At 49.9% G+C, this 19,435-nt stretch carries 10 protein-coding genes; 5 read left to right on the forward strand and 5 right to left on the reverse strand.

Annotated features, from left to right (window positions below; genetic code table 11):
• Positions 1–610 precede the first annotated feature (610 nt).
• From IPI29_14355 to IPI29_14365, 3 genes are all read left to right on the forward strand, one after another.
• Positions 611–2,032, forward strand: a complete 1,422-nt coding sequence (locus IPI29_14355) for a hypothetical protein (GenBank protein MBK7413727.1) — start codon at positions 611–613, stop codon at positions 2,030–2,032.
• Positions 2,033–2,154: 122 nt separating this feature from the next.
• Positions 2,155–7,761, forward strand: coding sequence for a hypothetical protein (locus tag IPI29_14360; GenBank protein MBK7413728.1), 5,607 nt, complete (start codon positions 2,155–2,157; stop codon positions 7,759–7,761).
• A 397-nt stretch (positions 7,762–8,158) separates the two neighbouring features.
• Positions 8,159–8,371, forward strand: a complete 213-nt coding sequence (locus tag IPI29_14365) for a hypothetical protein (GenBank protein MBK7413729.1) — start codon at positions 8,159–8,161, stop codon at positions 8,369–8,371.
• A gap of 111 nt (positions 8,372–8,482) precedes the next feature.
• Here the strand turns inward: IPI29_14365 and IPI29_14370 are convergent, their stop codons facing one another.
• From IPI29_14370 to IPI29_14380, 3 genes are all read right to left on the reverse strand, one after another.
• On the reverse strand, positions 8,483–10,036 hold the full coding sequence (locus IPI29_14370) for a hypothetical protein (GenBank protein ID MBK7413730.1): 1,554 nt from the start codon (positions 10,034–10,036) through the stop codon (positions 8,483–8,485).
• A 524-nt stretch (positions 10,037–10,560) separates the two neighbouring features.
• Positions 10,561–11,223: a M28 family peptidase gene (locus IPI29_14375; protein MBK7413731.1), complete on the reverse strand. Its 663-nt coding sequence runs from the start codon at positions 11,221–11,223 to the stop codon at positions 10,561–10,563.
• A gap of 8 nt (positions 11,224–11,231) precedes the next feature.
• A complete protein-coding gene (locus IPI29_14380) occupies positions 11,232–12,281 on the reverse strand; it encodes an ankyrin repeat domain-containing protein (protein ID MBK7413732.1) in 1,050 nt (349 codons plus the stop codon).
• A 352-nt stretch (positions 12,282–12,633) separates the two neighbouring features.
• On the opposite strand from IPI29_14380, the gene IPI29_14385 reads away from it, so the two are divergent.
• The gene (locus tag IPI29_14385) at positions 12,634–13,743 is read left to right on the forward strand and encodes a hypothetical protein (GenBank protein MBK7413733.1); all 1,110 of its coding nucleotides are present in this window, start codon (positions 12,634–12,636) and stop codon (positions 13,741–13,743) included.
• Between the two features lie 8 nt (positions 13,744–13,751).
• Here the strand turns inward: IPI29_14385 and IPI29_14390 are convergent, their stop codons facing one another.
• Positions 13,752–14,387: a response regulator transcription factor gene (locus IPI29_14390; protein ID MBK7413734.1), complete on the reverse strand. Its 636-nt coding sequence runs from the start codon at positions 14,385–14,387 to the stop codon at positions 13,752–13,754.
• Positions 14,388–14,430: 43 nt separating this feature from the next.
• Positions 14,431–17,229, reverse strand: coding sequence for a hypothetical protein (locus IPI29_14395; GenBank protein ID MBK7413735.1), 2,799 nt, complete (start codon positions 17,227–17,229; stop codon positions 14,431–14,433).
• A gap of 190 nt (positions 17,230–17,419) precedes the next feature.
• Here IPI29_14395 and IPI29_14400 point away from each other — a divergent pair, with 190 nt between their 5' ends.
• The gene (locus tag IPI29_14400) at positions 17,420–18,703 is read left to right on the forward strand and encodes a PDZ domain-containing protein (GenBank protein ID MBK7413736.1); all 1,284 of its coding nucleotides are present in this window, start codon (positions 17,420–17,422) and stop codon (positions 18,701–18,703) included.
• The last annotated feature ends 732 nt before the right edge of the window (positions 18,704–19,435 follow it).

The following is a 19,435-nucleotide window of genomic DNA, read 5'->3' on the forward strand; positions in this document are numbered from 1 at the left end:
CAATATGCTCCGTTACAAGGGGGTCAATATGCTCCGGAATCTACAGAAGTCATCATCAGCAAGTATCGCAGTGTTGGCAGTCCGCTCCCAGCATTAAGCTCGCAATAGCTCAACCAATACATAAAAGAACTCGGCAAGTTTGTAGGCTCAAAGAGTCCATTCCGGCAGATACCCGGAAGTGGAAAGTCCACAAAAGAGAAGCTCGGTCCCATTTGCGTTTTCCTATCCAGTGACGTCACCCGTGAGACCATCGCTTCCATCTCGCTTGAACGGGGAATGTGCCACGAGGTCTCAATGAGCTTCACCGGTCACCTGAGCTTCAAGACCATGAAGAAGTATATTGCGCTAACCGAGAAGGGGCGAAAAGAGGATGTGGAGAGGGTGTGGGGGTGATTGTAAGGTGATGGCAAAGTCGTCCGTTGATGGAATTGCGATTGTCATTTGGATTGATCGGAGCAGGTTGGACTTAGGTATCGAAAAATTCAATTGGAAGATGTTGATTGGCGTCACATGGCTCACCGTTCGATAATGCAACTGTGGAAGGTTGTAGTTAGATTGTTGATACATTATCACCGCCATGCCTCGTGTGTATCTTACTTAGGAGACTTTAATGATTTCCAATCTGCTATGTATCATGCTTGTTGTGGGTCTTCTCAATGAAGTCAATGTGCTTCATTCTCAACCGTTAGTGATCGACGACACAACTAGACTCTGGAACACAAATTCTCCGGCTAAGTCATTTGAGTCCGCACGAACCGCGTATGCCGAGGACGCCGGATTGTTGTTCACTGCTACAAATGACGGAGTGTACGTATTGAGGGCATCTGATGGCGCTATCGTTGATAGTATAATGCTCGGCACGTCGTCACAGACAAACGCGTTGGATGTTGCCTGTTCACGTGATGCAAGAATACTATGCTTAATGTATAGGTACTATCCTCTCGATGACAACCGCGGAGATGCAATGATTATGGACTACCCCTCCAAGACGATCCTTGCCAAGGACCTCTGCCGTCAGCCGGGTAGCCCTGGAGGTAAGGGATGGATCGAATGGCCATTCTCACGAGTGTCGGTTTCTCCTTCTGGTCGATATGTTGTAGTACCGTGGGATTATATGTTTCGCGTAAAGATCATAGACCGTGAGCGTGACACATCATGGATCGTACCTGGTCTTCCATGGCGCAAGACGCCATTTGATGACAATGAGACGGTTTGTGCTACCTGGGATGGCCCGGATTCTGAAAATGACGAGAACTACGGCCAATGTCGGGTATCATGGCTTTCCAATCCAGGAGAGGTGTTCCGCACGTTCGTTGCAAACTATGGTTCAGACGTCGAGGATTCTGAATTGGCGTTGTCGAATAGTGGCCGCATGTTAATGTACTGTGGTAGGGGCTACCGAGACGCTCTAAATAGACCGATAAAGCCAGGGTTTACTGTCTGGGACATTGAATCCGGATCCAAGATCTATGATCCACACTACGAAGGAGGAGCCGGTCCTCTGTGGGGATTCGGACCAGACGACTCATGGTTTGTTGCTTGGCTATCACACCCGGTTTACGGTAACGGCACGTATGTGTTCTTTGTTGGCGACTCAATACCACGGTATAGATTCAAAACCTATACGACGTACTTTAACGACGATTACAGTAAGGCATATGATATCGCAAGAAATAGTACAAAGGTGTCTGCTCGTCAGATCACGACTCGTATTGTTCCCGTGAGCGTTGAAGAGGAGCTAGGCACCCTTCGATATCCAAACGTTCGACGAGGTCCCGAAACAACGATGCTTACTATTAGGCTGGGGACCAACGAATGCGAATTGATTAAGGAAAGCGGAGCAATATGGAATCTCTTCAATTCTTCAATGAACAAGCTGGCAGAGGGGGAATTTGATGCGCTACGTGACAATGCCTCTGCATGCCAGATAGAATCGAGATTGAGTGTTGAACCCGCTCCCGGCATGTACATCTTGACGATCGTTGCGCCATCAAAGGGGGTTAAGACCTCAGTTAAGTTGATGCTGGACTGAAGTACTTAATCAATGGCAGGAGGTTGGTGTTTCCTGATGTCTTCAAACAATTGAGATGCAATATGAATAGTGCTTCGTTTCTCTCGGGTCTCCTCATTTGTATTTGTACGTTTACAATAGGTATGGGAGCGCAGACCGTAGCCCCAACGCGACTACCGGATCTTAACTGGGTGGTAGGAAGCAGTACATATGAGTCTCGCTGGCTTGAGCAGTTTGCGATTTCATCGGACTCTACGGAATCGAAGCGATTTCTAATGGGTTGGAACTGGAATGCGCCTCATCAAAGATTAGGAGAGAAGTATGGAACAACGGTCTGGCATGTCCATGACTATACGGATATGTATACCATCACTAACTCTACAGTCGACGATATGCAGCGAGTTTTTGGACGCACATACGTTCCAGGTATGCTCCTAATACCGGCAGTTCGAGGCATTTCGACGTACGACAGTCTTAGTAACGCTGGCTCGCGATATTGTGAAGCGAATGCAATTCGCTTTGATCCATGGCTGACGTACAATGACTCCATTGGTGATTTTGATATTGAACCTAGCGACACCACTGGTGGTGTGTTTGGGTTTAAATACCATAATGGAGGAACGATTGAAGGAAGCGGCCAGTTGTATTACCGACTTGCGCCATCAAGCACGGATACCATCCCATTTGTGGCACTTGATAGTGTGTACCCAGACGATCAATTGACAATGTGGGTTCCAACAGCTATTGATAAGTACCGACAGGAAAATACCATGATGTTGCTTGTCTCAATGGAGTGTGCAGTTCTGGTCGGAACAAATCCATCAATCCCTCATGACACAAATGTGGTTTGCAGAATCGAGCTCCCATACGTCAAGGGTAATGACTCAACTGGGTTGATAACATTTACGGCAATCCCAGATGAGGACTCGATTGTAAAGATGAAGAAGGATTCCTTCAACAATGACATGGGACTCGCTACCACGCTCCGATATGATATTAATGGGCAGTTTGTCGACAATGCAAGTGGCGCAAAAGAGTTTGTTGTTCGGCGCTGGATGTTGAAGAAACATTTCTACAGTGGATATCCCACGGTGACCATATCAGCTGGTTTTCGCTGCGATTTCACCAAAGACTTGATTAAGGATACACTCACGTGGAAGACTGAAGCTATCAATAATCCTCGCCTTTCATTTACAACGGGTGGGATATCGTCGTCGAGTTCTACAATTCATGACCATGACTCATCGAGAATCAAGAAACTTGGCATACGCCTCATTTACCACCCCAATTCAGACAGTAGTCAAGGGATCCGGATCAACAGCATCAGGATCGAAACGCCGTTCGCACAAAAGTTGTTTTGGGGGAAGCTTGACAAGGAGATTAGAGACACAGTTAATGAGTTTGTTCGCAATATCTATGAGCTTAATACTGGCGACTCTGTTGCGGGGTATACAACACCCGTGACAGACTATTCCCAAAGGGCTCGCATCTGGAAGTTTTATGGTCGAGATGAAGCACTCCCAATGCAGTGGCTTGCCTTTAGATACATGAATAGGAAGCTTGACGGAAGACTAATCACGGAAGTGGCATCCAAGTGGTCGGCAAAACAACGCCACATTATGGAACAAGAGACGCAATGGCAAGGTGAAGGAATGCAGAGTCATAACCAAATAGCTTCCTATGCATACAAGCATGGCTACAATCGAGTAAGTGACACAACAGACGCGACAACACAAGAAAGGTATGCTAATTTGCGTTTCGGATATGGGGATCTGAGAGTTAATCAGAGTCTCGCTCATGACCCGGATTCGTTTTTAAAGAGTCGCGAGCACGCTAGCGGTATTCCTCCGCTACCGTTTCCGGATGTTCCGGATTCAACGGGTAAATATCTTACTGGCCATCCAGGTGGTATACTTGCCTACTACGAGTATGTCGTAAAGAACTTCTATGCCAACGAAGCTGCGTTGTTATTTGCCAATAGGCCATGGATGGCAAACGTATGGTTGAACAGTTTTATGACGGCTACGGGTGGAACCAGCCCAAAAGTTGTATATAGTAATGCAAGAGCGAGATCTGCTACGGAACTTCGTCTTGCAATGTGGATGCCAATAATGCTCGGTTGTCACGGCATCATGATCTACAAAGGGGAATCAGCACTCGGAAATGGCTTCACTCTGCCAAAGAATCCGAGTGAACATTCGGCCGGCATTGGCCTACCTCGTGTATCGGAATTCGAAACTGGCCTTTATCAGGCTCGTGATCGAATGGACACAACCTTTGATTGGACTTCGCTACATATTGACTCAATTCTGTACGGAAGTGTGCTCGGTGATGACTACTTCTATCAAAACGATACTTCCCATATCGACGCCTATTTCAGAGATGGGTTTACGACCTTCCTGGATAGTTTGAATGGCGGGCCAGTCGTAGGAGTCTATCGCCTTTACTCGGGAGTTCAGTCTGCTCGCCTAACTACGAACGAGGTCTGTGAGACGATCAACCAGATGCAATACAAACTTGGTGGTAAAGACGATACTACATCGAGTCACCCGTTGGCAACAATGCAGCTGCGAGGCTGGTGGGGAAAAGGGTTTACAAAGTTTGTTGTCGAGCATCCATCTGCAATCGGGTGTGTCCTTGAGCGGATAGATACAAGTAGGACGCGAATGAAGGCTCGACATCCAAGACGGCTACGCGACTATGCACCTCAGAACGATGCTCCCGGTCATTATGATTATGAGTCTTACGATTCCTTGTTTGTCGATATCACGTTGCACTCGTTCAGGAGTGATACAGCGATGGACTCTTCCTGGGTCATCGGTGTTCTTAATCGACGCACCGATCCGCGAATGCAGGCGCATGATGCGATCTTCAACAACTCCGATTCGGCTGATTGGAATTTTGCTACTTACATGGATTGGCGGGACAGTGTAAATCAAGATCCTGCAACACGCTACACCCAACGTGGCGCACGACGAATTACAGTGCCGTTCTCATACGTAGCGGCTGACGGTAGATATCGACTACTACGGTTACGTGAATTAGGTGGTGGGCTTGATACTGTAGTAGGGCAGGACAGAGAGATTACCCTCGATTTCCTTCCTGGACAGGGCAGGATGCTTCGTGTTGATGTTATTCCAGGGGATGAGAGGGGTACTGCAAGAGGATGGCTCGATCATAATACACAGAGAAAGATTGTTGTATTTCCTGTGAGCGCAGGTGACACTGTCGGGTATCGTTCTGTGCCGAGCCTCGCCACACCGGACACCTCGAATACTGAGTGTGCAGGTACTCCGTTCGTGCGTATGAAGCATGGTTCTGACTTACGGTATCATATGGTGTATCATCGGAGACTAAACCCCAATCAGCCAATGGGTACGGGTAACCCATTGGGAGTGTACTATCGTCGCAGCGAGCCACTTAAGATCACTGGTGGCAGCGATTCGTCATTTGCTGATGGCGGTGGTGTTGAATGGGAGCCCGAAATCCTCGTGAGCACTCATTTCTACGGCACACACAATCTTGTCGATACCCCGTCATGTGCGTTCCCGTCGGTAGTTGTGCGATATGATCCGATATCACACAAATCTCTCGCATATGTAGTCTATGCGTGCTCTCAGGACACAACACCTTCCAACCTAAACGACATCGCAATTTGCGAGGCAGTGCTTCCCGCTGATACGGTTGGGTCATCAGCTCAACAATCAGCATTCGCTACAATGCAGTATGGATCTCGAGTAATTGATGAGGTAATGTCTCGAAGACCGCAGTGTGCATTGAACGACGATAGATTGCGCTATTGGGGGACACCAATGGTATCCGCTGCAATCGATGGCAACTACTATTGCTGGAGCGACAACATCCGTGGAATCGTATATGGCTTCAAGCGACCGATGGATCGCACCTTTGTTTCTCCTGTTTTGCAAAATGTGAGATTCACACAGATGCAGACAGGACAGGCTTTGTACCCCACACTTAATACGTATTCAAGACTCGAGATTGGCGAGACGGACTGTTCGATGGCTTGGCAGGAGGGGTCGCCGACATATGGCTGTGACTTCGGGTCTCAGATCTACTATACCCATCTCAACTACGATGTTGCAACAAATCAGTTGTCGCGAAGGTTGCGATTGTCTGGTGGGTACAGGAACACATCAGGTCTCAACACGCTTGACGTTGTCAATGGAGTACCGCGATGCGCCATCCTATCGCAAGGCGGCGCAAATGATTACAATGGGAAGCCAACATTGTATCGCTCACTAAGCGACTATGACCAGGCCGGATTTGATGGAACAGGGGCGTTCCTCGATAGTGTTGGTATTCTTAACCACAAAGCAGATCGTATTGCTTGGGTGAATGCCGTCCGCATAGCTGAACCCGTCAACCCACCAACATGGGACCGCTCGCGAATAGGAAGGCGTGTTGTAGATGTGATGGAGTATGCGCCATGTACGACTCTCGATACAGCGATGTTGTGGTCTAACGGGATAGGCTACATCGTGGATACGAATGATCTTTCAGCACCTGAACTTTCACTTGGTGAACAGAAGACCGTGGTCTACGGTGTTCCATTGGCGGAATCGTGGGATAATGACGATACCTCTATGGTGCTTACCTTTCAGCAGGACGTAGACGGGTCACCGACCGCTAAGAATGTCTGGCACGTCGCATTTGGCTGGGATCTTGCTGGCATCGCAGGTCCACAATACCTACCACAAGATCCTGATTCACTTGAGCAATTGAATGAGCGATCCTACGTGAAGCTGATAAGCGAAAAAGGTCGTCATCCTCACGCAAGTACGAGGCACTCGGTAACCCACATTCAGGGGCTGACGAAGAACCGCCGTATATATGAACAATTGCCATTCACCGACGCAGGACATGCTTACGCACCAAGCATAGGGTTGTCGGCAGAAGGATTCTTCAAGCGTGACCCTGCTCACGACAAGAGGGTCGATGCCGAGAGTGCTTCGCGAGTGTTTGTTGGATACCGTTCGGATGAGTTGGAAGCACTCGTTTCCGACATTAGTTTCAATGGCGACTTGTTATCACTCCAGCCAGAAGCAAGATCGGGCGGACTCAAAGTTGACGAGGGTTCAATTCGACTTGTTTCAGAATGGCTCTATCTACCCGAGGCTTCGGAACTGAGAATCTCGTCTATCGCTTCTGGCACTTCTGCAACAGATGCCCAGATCGTGATTGAGCGAGAGAGCGATAACAGCAAACTGCCCCTTCCCGTGTTTAATGTTCAAGGGGCAGTGAGAGGGCAGAAGTCAAAGCCGACATCGTCTTTCACGTGGGATACCTATTCAGATCCAGCGATGCGGTATCGTCTTGTTCTAACAACGAACAAGAACGACGCGAGGATCGTCAAGGACCTCGAACTGCACCCTGTGCAACCGGAGCAAACTATGTCGAAACAAGGAGAGACACCTCCCATCCTTGATTTGCGACGAATGAGAGCTCTTGATGGACTGACGGGCAGCTCTATCTCGGATCAATCCATAGTGATCATCCCACAACCGGCACGGGAATACGCGACTGTTGTAATCAGAGGTGGCGTTTCGAACGATGCTACTGGCGACGTTCTTACAATAGTCAACGTCGACGGATCGGTAGTGGCAACGATTGCCATTTCAAATCAAACACACCAAGTAGTACACATTGATGTCTCAAAGTTTGCTCCCGGAGTCTATTCCGTCAATATCGGAAGATCAATGAGTCGCGCCGTAATGTGTGTGGTACATTGAGTGGATTGAGGAAGAGCCTTTGGCTGGGCAAGCCGCAAATTCGATGTCAAGGTGGAGATTCCGCTCACCTTGATCAACTCATTCCGCACGTAACTGACCACCGCATCAATTGCCGTGCGGACTTGCGAAACCCAATCCAAAGATCGTAGTTGCCAAGGCGTTGGAGTACGATCTCAAGTAGTCACGGCAACCCGGATAATAATGGTCAGAATGGGCGGAGTCTCCACAGGGGGGCATTATCTGCCTGAATGTCATGAATCAATTCACCCAAGGGGGGCGACATGCTCCGGAATCAAGGCACATGAGTACGGTCTGAATCGGGCATAGGGCTGGCTATATTTGCAGGCAGATTCAATGTGCAGAATTGTTCACTTCACTTACATAATGAGAGTGTATCATGAGTGCGGCAAAAGTGTTCATCGTTCAGCATGATAGCCAAGCGGACTACAAGGTCTTTTTCGTGGATCATGATTCGCAGCAGAAGAATCATCAGATAATTGAAGGAGGAAAACTGGTCTCCCATGCCAGTCAAGCAGACGTAAAAGTGTCAATCGTCAAGCATGCCTCTCAAGCACAAATACTTATCACCCACAAACGATTTCCCAAATAGGTTCATCCGCGGTGATTGAACACGATTGGAGATCCAGGAGAGTATTGTTCTTCGCTGTTGTGAGGGCATGCCATACTTGGGATTTAACCCTGTTTTCTACCTTACGAATGCTCAACGCGCTGTGACACTGATCCAGCACTTGTTTGAACCAATTCTTGCTGGAGCCGACAGGTTGATGCGATCGACAGGAATGCTCTCGTTTGGCTGCAATGTTACATTAATCGAATGCTCTCTCCGATAGAATGGCACCTTAGTTGTACCGGAATGCCCGTCAGTTGACCCTTCACCTAAGACCTCAACAAGTAGGCTTGATATTGTAGCAGGTGCATTTGTCTTGTTAGTCAGCGTGAACCCAATTCCTTCAATGCAGGTTCCTTGCGGTGAGCCGTTGCAATACCATTCCCAATAGTTGCTTGCTACAACAGAATTGATGAAGAAGTAGTCGTGACTATCAAATTGATAGATGAATTGTACTCCATTATCGCAAAAGGTCCCTTCGACATATCTCCCATTGGGGTCATAGATCTTCTTTGAGCGATCTCTCAGGTGTTCAATGTTGCTTGAGTAGAAGTGCTGTTTGGGGCTGAATACGAGGCCACTAGGGACTTCAACAGCGGCCAGTGCCCGCGTAGGCCCATTTTCTGCGCAAAAGTGTCCATCTGACACTTCAAAGTAGATAGTGGCATCCGCATTAGTGACCGTTGTCTTAAGCTTAGAGCAATACGATGCATTGTCATATGGAAGATCGACCATGACTTCTGGTGCAATGCTGTCACATTCAGCCGAAAGGTCGTAGGAATCGGAAGGCTTCCGTGAGATAAGTAGAACTGTTCCGTTAATCGCCTTGCATAGAACAGCAATTCTAAAGTCAGTGACCCAACTATCCGAGGCCGAACAATGTATGGCTTCGTTAGTGAGATGACTCGGTACTGCCATCTTTGCTCTCAGTTTGAAATTGTCGTCAACAACCAATAACGTATCGTCATAGAAATAGGCCTGATTGACGTTTCGAATGAAACGTCCGACTCCGTTGTCGATGTCAGTTGACACCTTCTGGTTGCAATCAACTTTACGCAGAGTCCATGGGTACGTCGTCGAGCACTCGTCAAAATAGAGGGCAAAAGACCGTTGCCTACCCTTGCTATCAATGTAAGTGAAGAAGTTAGCTGACGATGTATTAAGTGGACCGTTATTGACAAGGCACTCGGGCCAATTAGATGAGTGAATCGTGTCAGACGGGTTTAGGCGGATATTGGAGTCAATGAGCATCCATTTCTTTTGCATGCTCCCGCGGTGCGAATCGAGGTAGATCGAACCTCTATCCGTCACAATCATCAGAGTATGGGGCTCCCTGAATACAAGCTCGATTGGTTCGCCATCAAGATCAAGGTAGTCGCTATCATAGTTATGGAGCCTCCACCGATCGGTATCTGGGTAGTAGGCTAAAAGGACACCAGATGTGATCTCGACGGCCTTACTACACGCGCGTGCTTCTGAGCTGAGGTATTGGTGCCCGCGGAAAGAAAGCGATGAGTCAGTGCGCGCACACAGCATAGGTAATGGTCCCATATAGCTCCCAAACAGCCTGTGAGCCAACAGGGGGCTATCGTAAGGAAAAATCTCGCCTTGGCCATCGTCGTATAGATCGATAAACATCTTCCGCATTGTAACCCCTCCGACGACAGTGTCTCGCGATTCTATCTTGAGCAGTGAGTCAAGAACCGTTTGAGAACGCAGCATTGAAGTGGTAGCGATTATAGTAGCAACAAATACAACGCAACTAATCGTTTGGTTCAGCATTGGCGATACCTCTTCGAGAATGTAAGCGCGGGTTACTCATCAAGTGTCTATTGATAGGTAGATTGAACCTGATGTCGTGAAACTAGCACTTCTATATAGTCCCAGAGCCATTGTGGAGATCCCGCTTGCGTTGACCACATCATGCCGCGGGTAGCTGACCACCGCATCTAATGGCATGCTGACTTGCTAAACCCAATGCTAGATTGCAGTTGTCAAGGCGTTGGACTGCGTTCCCAAGTGGTTACGGCAAGACGGACTGAGATGGTCAAGACAAGCGGATTCTCCACTCTGCCTGCAAGTGACTCGCTCACAAATGGCTGTTCAAAGTCCGATCTGTCAGCTCACTATCTCTTCCCATCTCACTAGTCTTGCAGCCGCAGCTAGCCTTGTCAGGTGGTCAATATCGAGGCGTTCGTGGACGGTGTGCTCATCGTGAAACCAACAGATATGTTTGTGCAGTTGTCGATCTGACCGATACCAACGAACGATCTAGAGTCACATGAGCCTCCAGTTGGGTCTGGAGCGTAATTCATACCATGCGCGTTCAATGCCGAGGCAATTCTCTGAGCCGTGGGCGTGGGGCAGGTCTCTATGCCCCTTTGGTGAGTAATGACGGAAGTTGTACCTCGACGGTCAAACGCGACTACAGCACGCACTGTATCAATGTATCGATTGGCACTCCAATGCTCTGCTGCATAGATGGATCCTAAGCGTCCGAGCTCCTCTCCAACAAAGAATGCGTAAAGTCCGGGTACGTTGTGATTGATCATATCAATCATCAGTGCCATACCTGCTCTATCATCTGCTCCGAGATTGGTTGTCCCGTCCGTGGCGAGCATGCCTCTGGACCAGCGGATATCAACGGGCCCCACATCGTCGATAAGTGGGTAGGTGTCCATGTGTGAAGCGAACATCACGGTGGGTGCTCGCCCAACCGTTACAAAAACGTTGCCAAATGAATCGATGCGATGTGGCTTTGGGATATATCTGTGCAACAGTTGTTCATGACCATAGGGCGTTAGAACCTGCGCGAGATCGAGGAATATGCGCATCACATCACTCACTGCGCATTCCCAGATTCGAATTGCCGCGGGTCATACAAAAGTTGGCGTAGCGTTTCCGGTGCGCCCAAATACCACCAACGACCGCGGTACTCGTCACGCAGCTGAACCGGTAGGTGCATTGCGATTAAGCTCGCACATCTAACATACGTTCTAGTTAGTGAAACACAGAGGTCAAGTGGACTGTCTCCGTTGTGATTGCGGGCCGCTGGATCTGCGCCTACCTCGATCAACTTCTTGACGGCGGTGATGTTGCCACACATTGCAGCGATATGTAGGGGAGTGTTGCCTCGTTCGTCATTCATCTCAATGTCCACGAGGTGGGCAATGGATTGTAGGGCGTGCCCGGCATTCGACGATGCCGCGCGGTGGAGAATCCAAGGGATCCTTGCATCAGCGCCTGTGGAGGATAGTGCCTTGGTCACAGTTGAAGGCTCATTTAGAATCAGGTAATCGAGGAGTATCCAGTCGTTCTTGACTAGTGCAGACTGTATGAGATACGTGTCCTCGCAGCGACCTCTGCGCCTCGCAAGAACACGCTCACAAGCATTAATCTTCATGGTATCTGGAGTAGGTACAAGTGTCTGCACGGTTGCGCTTATAGAATACATCGTGTGCTGGATTCGCGGCAGTATCTCTATTGATCGCCATGCTCCGTCCCACGATTCGGCCAATGATTGTGCTAGTCCATTGAGTGCGTTTGATGCGATGTACGCCGGAATGTTCATGTCACCCAAGCCTGGCAAAAGCAGAACTGATGGCCTTGCTTGCACTAGTCTGTACATGTCGGGCTCATCTGAGTTGATACTAGCCCACAGTAATTCAGACTGTGCGCGGTCGTTGTAGTGCTGAACATTGACTCGGGTGAGAAAATAGCAGGCACAATACCACGACCTCAGGCGCAGTGATGTTGCGAGAAGTTCGAGGTAGTCGGTCTCATATTGATCGAATGGGTGCACCGGACGTATGAACGTCCTGAGGCGCAGTACGTCGTCGTGCGCGATGATCTCGCGCAGAGTGTTCATGCTCTGTGAGTTTTTGTGCATCATGTTGGTATATATCGTTTCTTCCAAATCGAAATTCATGAATCGTGATTGCGACGCCGAATGGTGCTCGCAGAAATCACTTGACATCGCCTCGTCAGAATAGTACGTTTGTATGAACACACCAATGGACACTTCAATGATCTAGTCGCTCGACACTCCAAACGGGTTTTCTTGCCTGCAGCACATATGTGGGTAGGCACGCTCATTAAATCCGTGAGGTGTTTATGCGGTTCATTCTAAGTCTCCTGCGCCAAGCTGCGCGATATTCAGCTTCGCGAATCATTCGCGACATTCTCTACCCCTCAATAGCTGTGGCCCTAGGCTACGCAATAATGCGCTTCCTTTGGAGGCAGCTATGAGTGAGCTATCCTTGGCCACTCGGCGACTACTGCGGCTGTGCCATATCATCCAAAAAGATGACGCTAACTCCTTGCACGAGATCCTAGCGGATCTTGATCCAACAGACCGAACTGTTGCTATTGAGCTTGATGTTCGAGGCCTTTTCCATGCGGCGATCAGCTGTCGTGCAATTGTGTGTTTGGAGTATTTGCTGGCGTGGCTGTCAGACATTGATGTGCCTGACCGTGATGGTGTATACCCACTTGCCGCATCGCTAGCAGGTGGAGAACAAGCGGTGTATAATCTGCTTGAACAACACTGCGTGATTGTAGGTGAGGTTCCAAAGACTCGTGCTGACGGATATCCTCGCTTCCACTCGTTTGTCGATACTGTCGTGCCTCGCTACCCTGTGTATCCACGCTCAAACCCACAATCGCCTAGTTGTTGTAGTGTTGGCTATTCTGTGCCCAGCGAAGCAACGATCAACGCTATCCGTCGTGAGCTGCAGAGGATACTTGAGCAACCTGAACATCCGGAGTATCTCTCTGAACAACGTCGGAGACTTCGTCATCTGTTCGTTAAATACCCGGACATTGATCCCGATTTGATTCAGCAAGAATACCAGCAGGCGTTTGATGTTGAATTCTGGACGGCCTCTAGTGCTACGACGGTCCCAATTGTCGAAGCGCCGATCACCGCGATTGATGCGTGCCTATTGCGACGTCAGTACGTCCTTGTGCGTGAGCTGGTCGACAGTGGATGCCATTCATCTCGCCTTGCATTTCCACTCATTGCCCAAGCTGTGGTGCTTCGTGAACACTACATCCTTGCGCGACTCCTTGAATCTGGTGCCGATCCAAACCAGCGCATATACGTCAACGATAACGGCGAACCCTTGTTCGGTCTGTGCAGTATTAGGATTCTTGAGCGGAATACGGTTGAGGCCGCATTGCCTGGTGCCCCCACAATGTCTCTAATGGCACTGGCTGTACTATACAACAACCCGTTCGCTGTACGAGAGCTCGTGAAGCACAACGCGGACATGGATCAGGTCGTGGATGATATCCAAACCTTCAACCTTCAGCCTAGCGATGCGATGCTGCACTACATTGTGAGCTCAGAGTAATAGAGTTGTCATCCACCTCGGAAGATCACCTCTGCTTCAGAGCGCCGATGGACATTTAGCTTGGAGTAGATGTTGCGGACGTGTGTCCGCACGGTATCGATGGACATAAACAGTTCGTCAGCAATCTCTTTGTACTGTTTCCGCTCAGCGAGCTGAGCCAGTACATCACGCTCTCGATCTGTTAGGATCGCAAGAGCGCTCGGCTTTGGCAGATCCGACAGGTAGTTCATGATGATGCGAGCAACGGAGCCGTTCATCGGCGCCCCGCCAACGTGAATCTCCTCCAGTGCGTCAAGCAGACGCGCTGGGGGAGTCGTCTTAAGCAGGTAGCCACGTGCACCAGCCATGATGGCCGATCGCACGTTGGCATCATCATCGAAGTTGGTTAGCATCAACATCTGCCCGGGTACACCTAAAGCTCTTAGCCGCTCTATGAGAGTAATGCCAGAGATTCCCGGGAGGCCTATGTCGATTAGGAAGACGTCGATCTTGTCAAGGAAATCAGCAGCCAGGAGTGCTTCAGCAGAACTATAAACATCGGTGCAAACAAAACGCGGATCAGCTGTGATGCGTTTGGCAAGCCCCTTGCGCAAAACTGATTCGTCCTCGATGATCGCAACCCGGATGATATCTTCATTTGACATAGTGCAATATCCTCACATTCTTGTCAGCTATCGCTTCGTACATTCATGCGATGCCTGCAATAGGGATCACAAGGGTAATCCTCGTTCCCACGCCGGCCTGAGTCTCGACAGACATGGTGCCACCCAGTTCTGCCATGCGGGCCTCAATGTTAGCGAGCCCTGAGCCATTGCCATTGTGGGCTGTGTCATAGCCAACTCCGTCATCTCGGATCTCCAAGACCAGATCATTGCCGACTAGTATTGCAGTCATTCTCACCGTAGTTGCCTTGCTGTGCCGGACAATGTTGGTAGCACACTCCTTGATGGACAGGACGATGTTACGCCGTGTCAGCATGTCTGCTGGTAGATCTTGCGTTAACTGCTGGTGATATGTAAACGCGATTCCCTTGTCACTGAATAGATCTGAGATCTTGTCGCCCACGTAGCCCAGTGCATCCCGTAGTGATTCGTCGGTCGACTTCATTACCCATACAATTGAGCGAACACTATCGATCACTTCGCGTGCTGTGTCGGCCACCACCTTCGACGATTCGGCGGCCCCATCGTCAGTAATCGAGTTTTCCGAGAGGATCACAATCTTAGCCAATCCGGTTCCTACATCGTCATGGAGGTCCTTGGCTATGCGCAATCGCTCATCATGTAGGAGTCGCTCTCTCTCATGCGCCTGCCTCTCGCGCCGTTTGGTAACAAGCACCGCAACGCCCCATACAACTGCGGACAAAGAGGCACCGAGTGCGAGGATGAACCACCAAGATTGCCAAAACGGATATTGAACATCTAATCGGAAACTGGTCGATTTGCCCCATTCACCACCCTTGTAGTGGGCCTGAACAACAATAGTGTATGGACCGGGCGCTAAAGACGAAAACTGCAGTTCGCCGCTCTGACTAATAACCCAAGTGTTGTGCTCACCGGATACCTTGTAGCGGTACTCGATTGGTGATGATGCAGAGAGCGCGATCGCAGAGACATCGACAGAAAGGTTGTTGGCATCGTGGTCGAGCTCAATCACGCGGGCAGCGTCGAGCTCTACCGGATCACCCTCCTCATTTGCAGATCGCACGCCGTTAATGACGAGTGAAGGGGCAGGGGGCATCAACAACTGCTCCAATCGGACTCGGTTCACACCGCCAACACCGCCGAGATACACACTGCCCTGAGCCGTTCGTAGCCATGACCATGAGTTGAACTCCAGCGACTGTGCTCCTTGCGAAACACCGACCATTCGCTCGCACGTGTGCGTTGAATGATTCCAGATCACCAGCCCAGCGTTTGAAGAGATCAATAGACGATCATCGGAGATGGGAATAGCTGCATAGGCCATGTCAGATGGCAGGCCTGGGCGTTGATCGATCACGCGTTCGTGACCATCCTTCAAATCGATGATGCGAACGCCTCCATTCCAGGTTCCCACAAAAGCCTTGTTGCCAGATACTACAACACTCCGGATGATATCGATCGATGGCCACGCAGCATGCACGTCTGGGCATCTCATGTAGGTGCATGGTCCATTGAGTGGACCACGAAACAGGCCCAGTTCGGTTCCAACAAGGTATTCGTTTGTGTTGCCGATACGCACAATTGCACTGACAGGGATTTGGTCCTCGGTGATCTCGCTGCGATGAGGAACATCGAACCATATAGGTTCTTGTGTGTTTATGTCGACCAGTGCGATGCCACCGTCAGTTCCGATTGCGATCGTGTCCTGCGAGACCTGAGTGATAGAGCTAACGGTGGTCACATGAGGCCGGGCCGTCCAGAGCCTCCCGGACATCCAGCGAATCGTTGTTGATCCTTTTCTGAGAAAGCCAACGCCGCGGCGTTCCGAGCCAATCCATAGAGTATGGTGTCGGTCAACATATAGCGCTCTAGCAGCGCCGATCGATTCGTAATCCGTACTCCATTGCGCAACTACTTCTACTTCGCCCAGGTCTTTGTTGCTTCGAATGATGCCCGTGCGCATGCCTATGTAGACGGATCCATCCGGACCTTGGGCAATTCCTCTAGCAAAGTCGTCGTTGAATCCGAGACTCAACTTCGATGGGCGTAAGAGACCAACGATGTTTGAATAGGGATCATACTGACACACACCACCCCCGTAGGTGCCGATCCAAATAGAACCGATGTTGTCCTCGAAGAAGCACCTTACTACATCACTGCTGAGGGTTGATTGGTCGTGAGGGTCGTGCCGGAGTATCGTACGGACACAGTCATCCTTGATAACAGCCACACCGCCGCCATTCATCCCAACCCACATGTTGCCATTGCGATCTTCGTGAAGCGCCCATATGTCATTGCAGGCTAGCCTGCGTTCACGCGGCTCTGATGTGCTGTACCACACCGCCCCTTTACGTGAAGGGTCTATCACATAAAGGCCGATGGATGAAGTACCGATCCAGCTTCGGCCACGACTATCAGTGTAGGTAACGTTAACTCCACTGTCTAACACGATCCGTTGTCGACTCCGAACCTTTGCTGCCGGAACAGAACCTCTACTGATTCTCTTCCATGAACCACTTCTCGCCTGGTACAAGCAAAAGCCATCACCTGTGCCTGCGCAAAGAGCGCCGTCGTTGGTTAGATAGAGGCTTGAGATATTGCTCGTTGGAAGCGATGAACTATCACCTTGCCGGTGCCGGTACACCTTGATCTTGCGGCCATCAAAACGCGCGAGCCCGTCTTGAGTGCCGAACCACATGAATCCAAGTGAGTCCTGGCAGATCTGGTTCACGTATGTCTGGGGGAGTCCCTGTTCAATGCCAACACGACGTAGCCGAACTTCCTGCGCGCACAGCATCACCGAGGTTGTGAAGATCAGCACTATGGTCGTAAGGGCACGCATACAATGTCAGACGGTCAAACATATCAATCATTGATTGCTTATCAATTAAGTATCGCATGATTCTACGCTGGTCGGCATCACAATCATCCTGATGTGCTTTGCGTCTAAGATAGAAACCATTCAGAGCCAGCCGCCCATGTGAATTGCACCTCCGTTACAGTCTCTCTCATCAACCACCCGGAAGTGCGTCATGCTACATGCAGCTGTTCTAATCCTTGCACTCGTTAGTGACTCCTCCGCTTCGAATGACTCAGATCTTGTTGTTGTCCGGAAGACGCTACGTGAAAGCTACGTTCGTGAACTTCACGACTCTATTCTGATGCGGCCTACGGTCGACTCAATTGTAGCCGGCTGTGACAAATACACGTATGCTGCGAATGTTGATTTCACGCAATACTTGGGCGATTACTATGGCCTGTATGCCCGAGATCAAGGGCTTGATATCAATCCCGACTCCGTGGGACTTTATATAAGCAAGGTCCTCTATGGAACACCTAGCTACAAAGCGGGGATATGTATTGGCGATCGGGTTGTGACGATCAATGACGACTCTGTTAGCGGCAAAACATGGATCGAAGCGATGAACATGATCATTGGATCCAGCGAAGATATGATCAGAATGGAGCTGGTGCGCAATGGCAGAGAGCTTGAGATAGATATCGTATGTGATTGGTACCTAAACAGCGCCGTAACGAGCATGGTGGACAACCGCATCGGCTACATTCGCATCGCAAGCTTCACCAGAGCCACCGGGCTTCATATATCTCGAATCCTTGCAGCCTACAAGCGTGATCGCATTCGCCGGGTGGTGGTTGACCTGCGTGCAAATGGCGGCGGACTGATTGGGCCTGCTGTTGGTCTTCTTGAGCACTTTGCTGGGCAGGGAGACACACTCTATTCAATGCACTACAAAGGTGACAGCCTGCAGCTTTTCACAGCTGAGACTCAAGGGTCCATTCATGGCAAGCCTTTGGAGGTGCTTGTGGGAAAGCGGACAGCGAGTGCGTCTGAGATTTTTGCGCTGGGAGTGAAGGGCAACGACTATGGCTACATACTTGGTGACTCAACCTACGGCAAGGGGCGGATGCAACGTGCGAAAGACCTGCCATCGGGCAAGTGGTTTCAGTACACTGAGGCGATCATAAAGGGACCCAAGGACATCTGCATCGACCGTGAGTTCGGCTCTGGTGGCCTCGCTCCGGACCTCCCTTTTGATATGGGTAGCTTCGAATATGATTCATTGACCATCGTCGCATCCCACTTGTCGGATATTGCTGCATTACGTGCGCGGTATCCCGCACCGGATGCTCAAGTGATTGAAAACCTGCGTGCAAGTCTCCCTGTACAAATGCAAGCACTTAGCGCCTACTACCTAGCTCGGCTTGTATGGAATGATCTGGGGCAGCTCTACTGGGTATCCATTCAGCCACGCTATACACGGTGGAAGAAGCCGGCTCAGCTTGCGAAAAAGTAGAAGCTATGAGCCCCTTGCCAAATCAATGCGGCAGGGGGCTCTTTGATGTCTGCACGCATGACTGCTCTATGTACAAAGCGCCGCACCCTAGGCCATCGGCGTATTCAAAGAGCGCTTGAGTTTCACGGTGGACGTCAAAAGTGATTACAGGAGAGGCCGAATTGCAGCCAGATGTGCGAAGATCTGGTATACGGCAGACAGTATCACACGTTTATCGCATTCGCCACGAAGCATATAACACATAGGTTGTAGTCGACACATGAGAACACAACATCACATCACAGATTGCCTTCGAGGCATCAATCCGCATTCAAAGATCGCATTAGACAGACTTGTGCAACACACTCGTCTGCATGATGGTGTTGCATGGTATCCGTCTTCTGACGAAGACTACCGGGACCTCCTAGAATTCGGCACTTGCAGAAATGAAGAGCACGGTTTCATAGGTCGTCCGGGACTCTATGTCCATACAGATCTCAACAGGAAACAAGCAAAGATGCATGTGCCAGGTATTGAGTTGCGGAACGATGGACGCACTAGGGTAATCTGTATCAGTTCGCACAGAATGCGTTTAAATGCTTTGACTCGGGCAGAGGTCATTCCATGCTGGCGAAGGCATCAGCCTCTACCAGAGACTCCTTGTGTCCTCAATGAGATCCAAGTTGAATCGAATAAGTATAGCACAGTGCGGGCATGGGTGTTGTCGATTTGCATCGACAATCATGTCTTCTT

The sequence above is a fragment of the Ignavibacteria bacterium genome (assembly GCA_016707005.1).
Classification (GTDB): Bacteria; Bacteroidota; Ignavibacteria; order Kapaibacteriales; family Kapaibacteriaceae; genus UBA10438.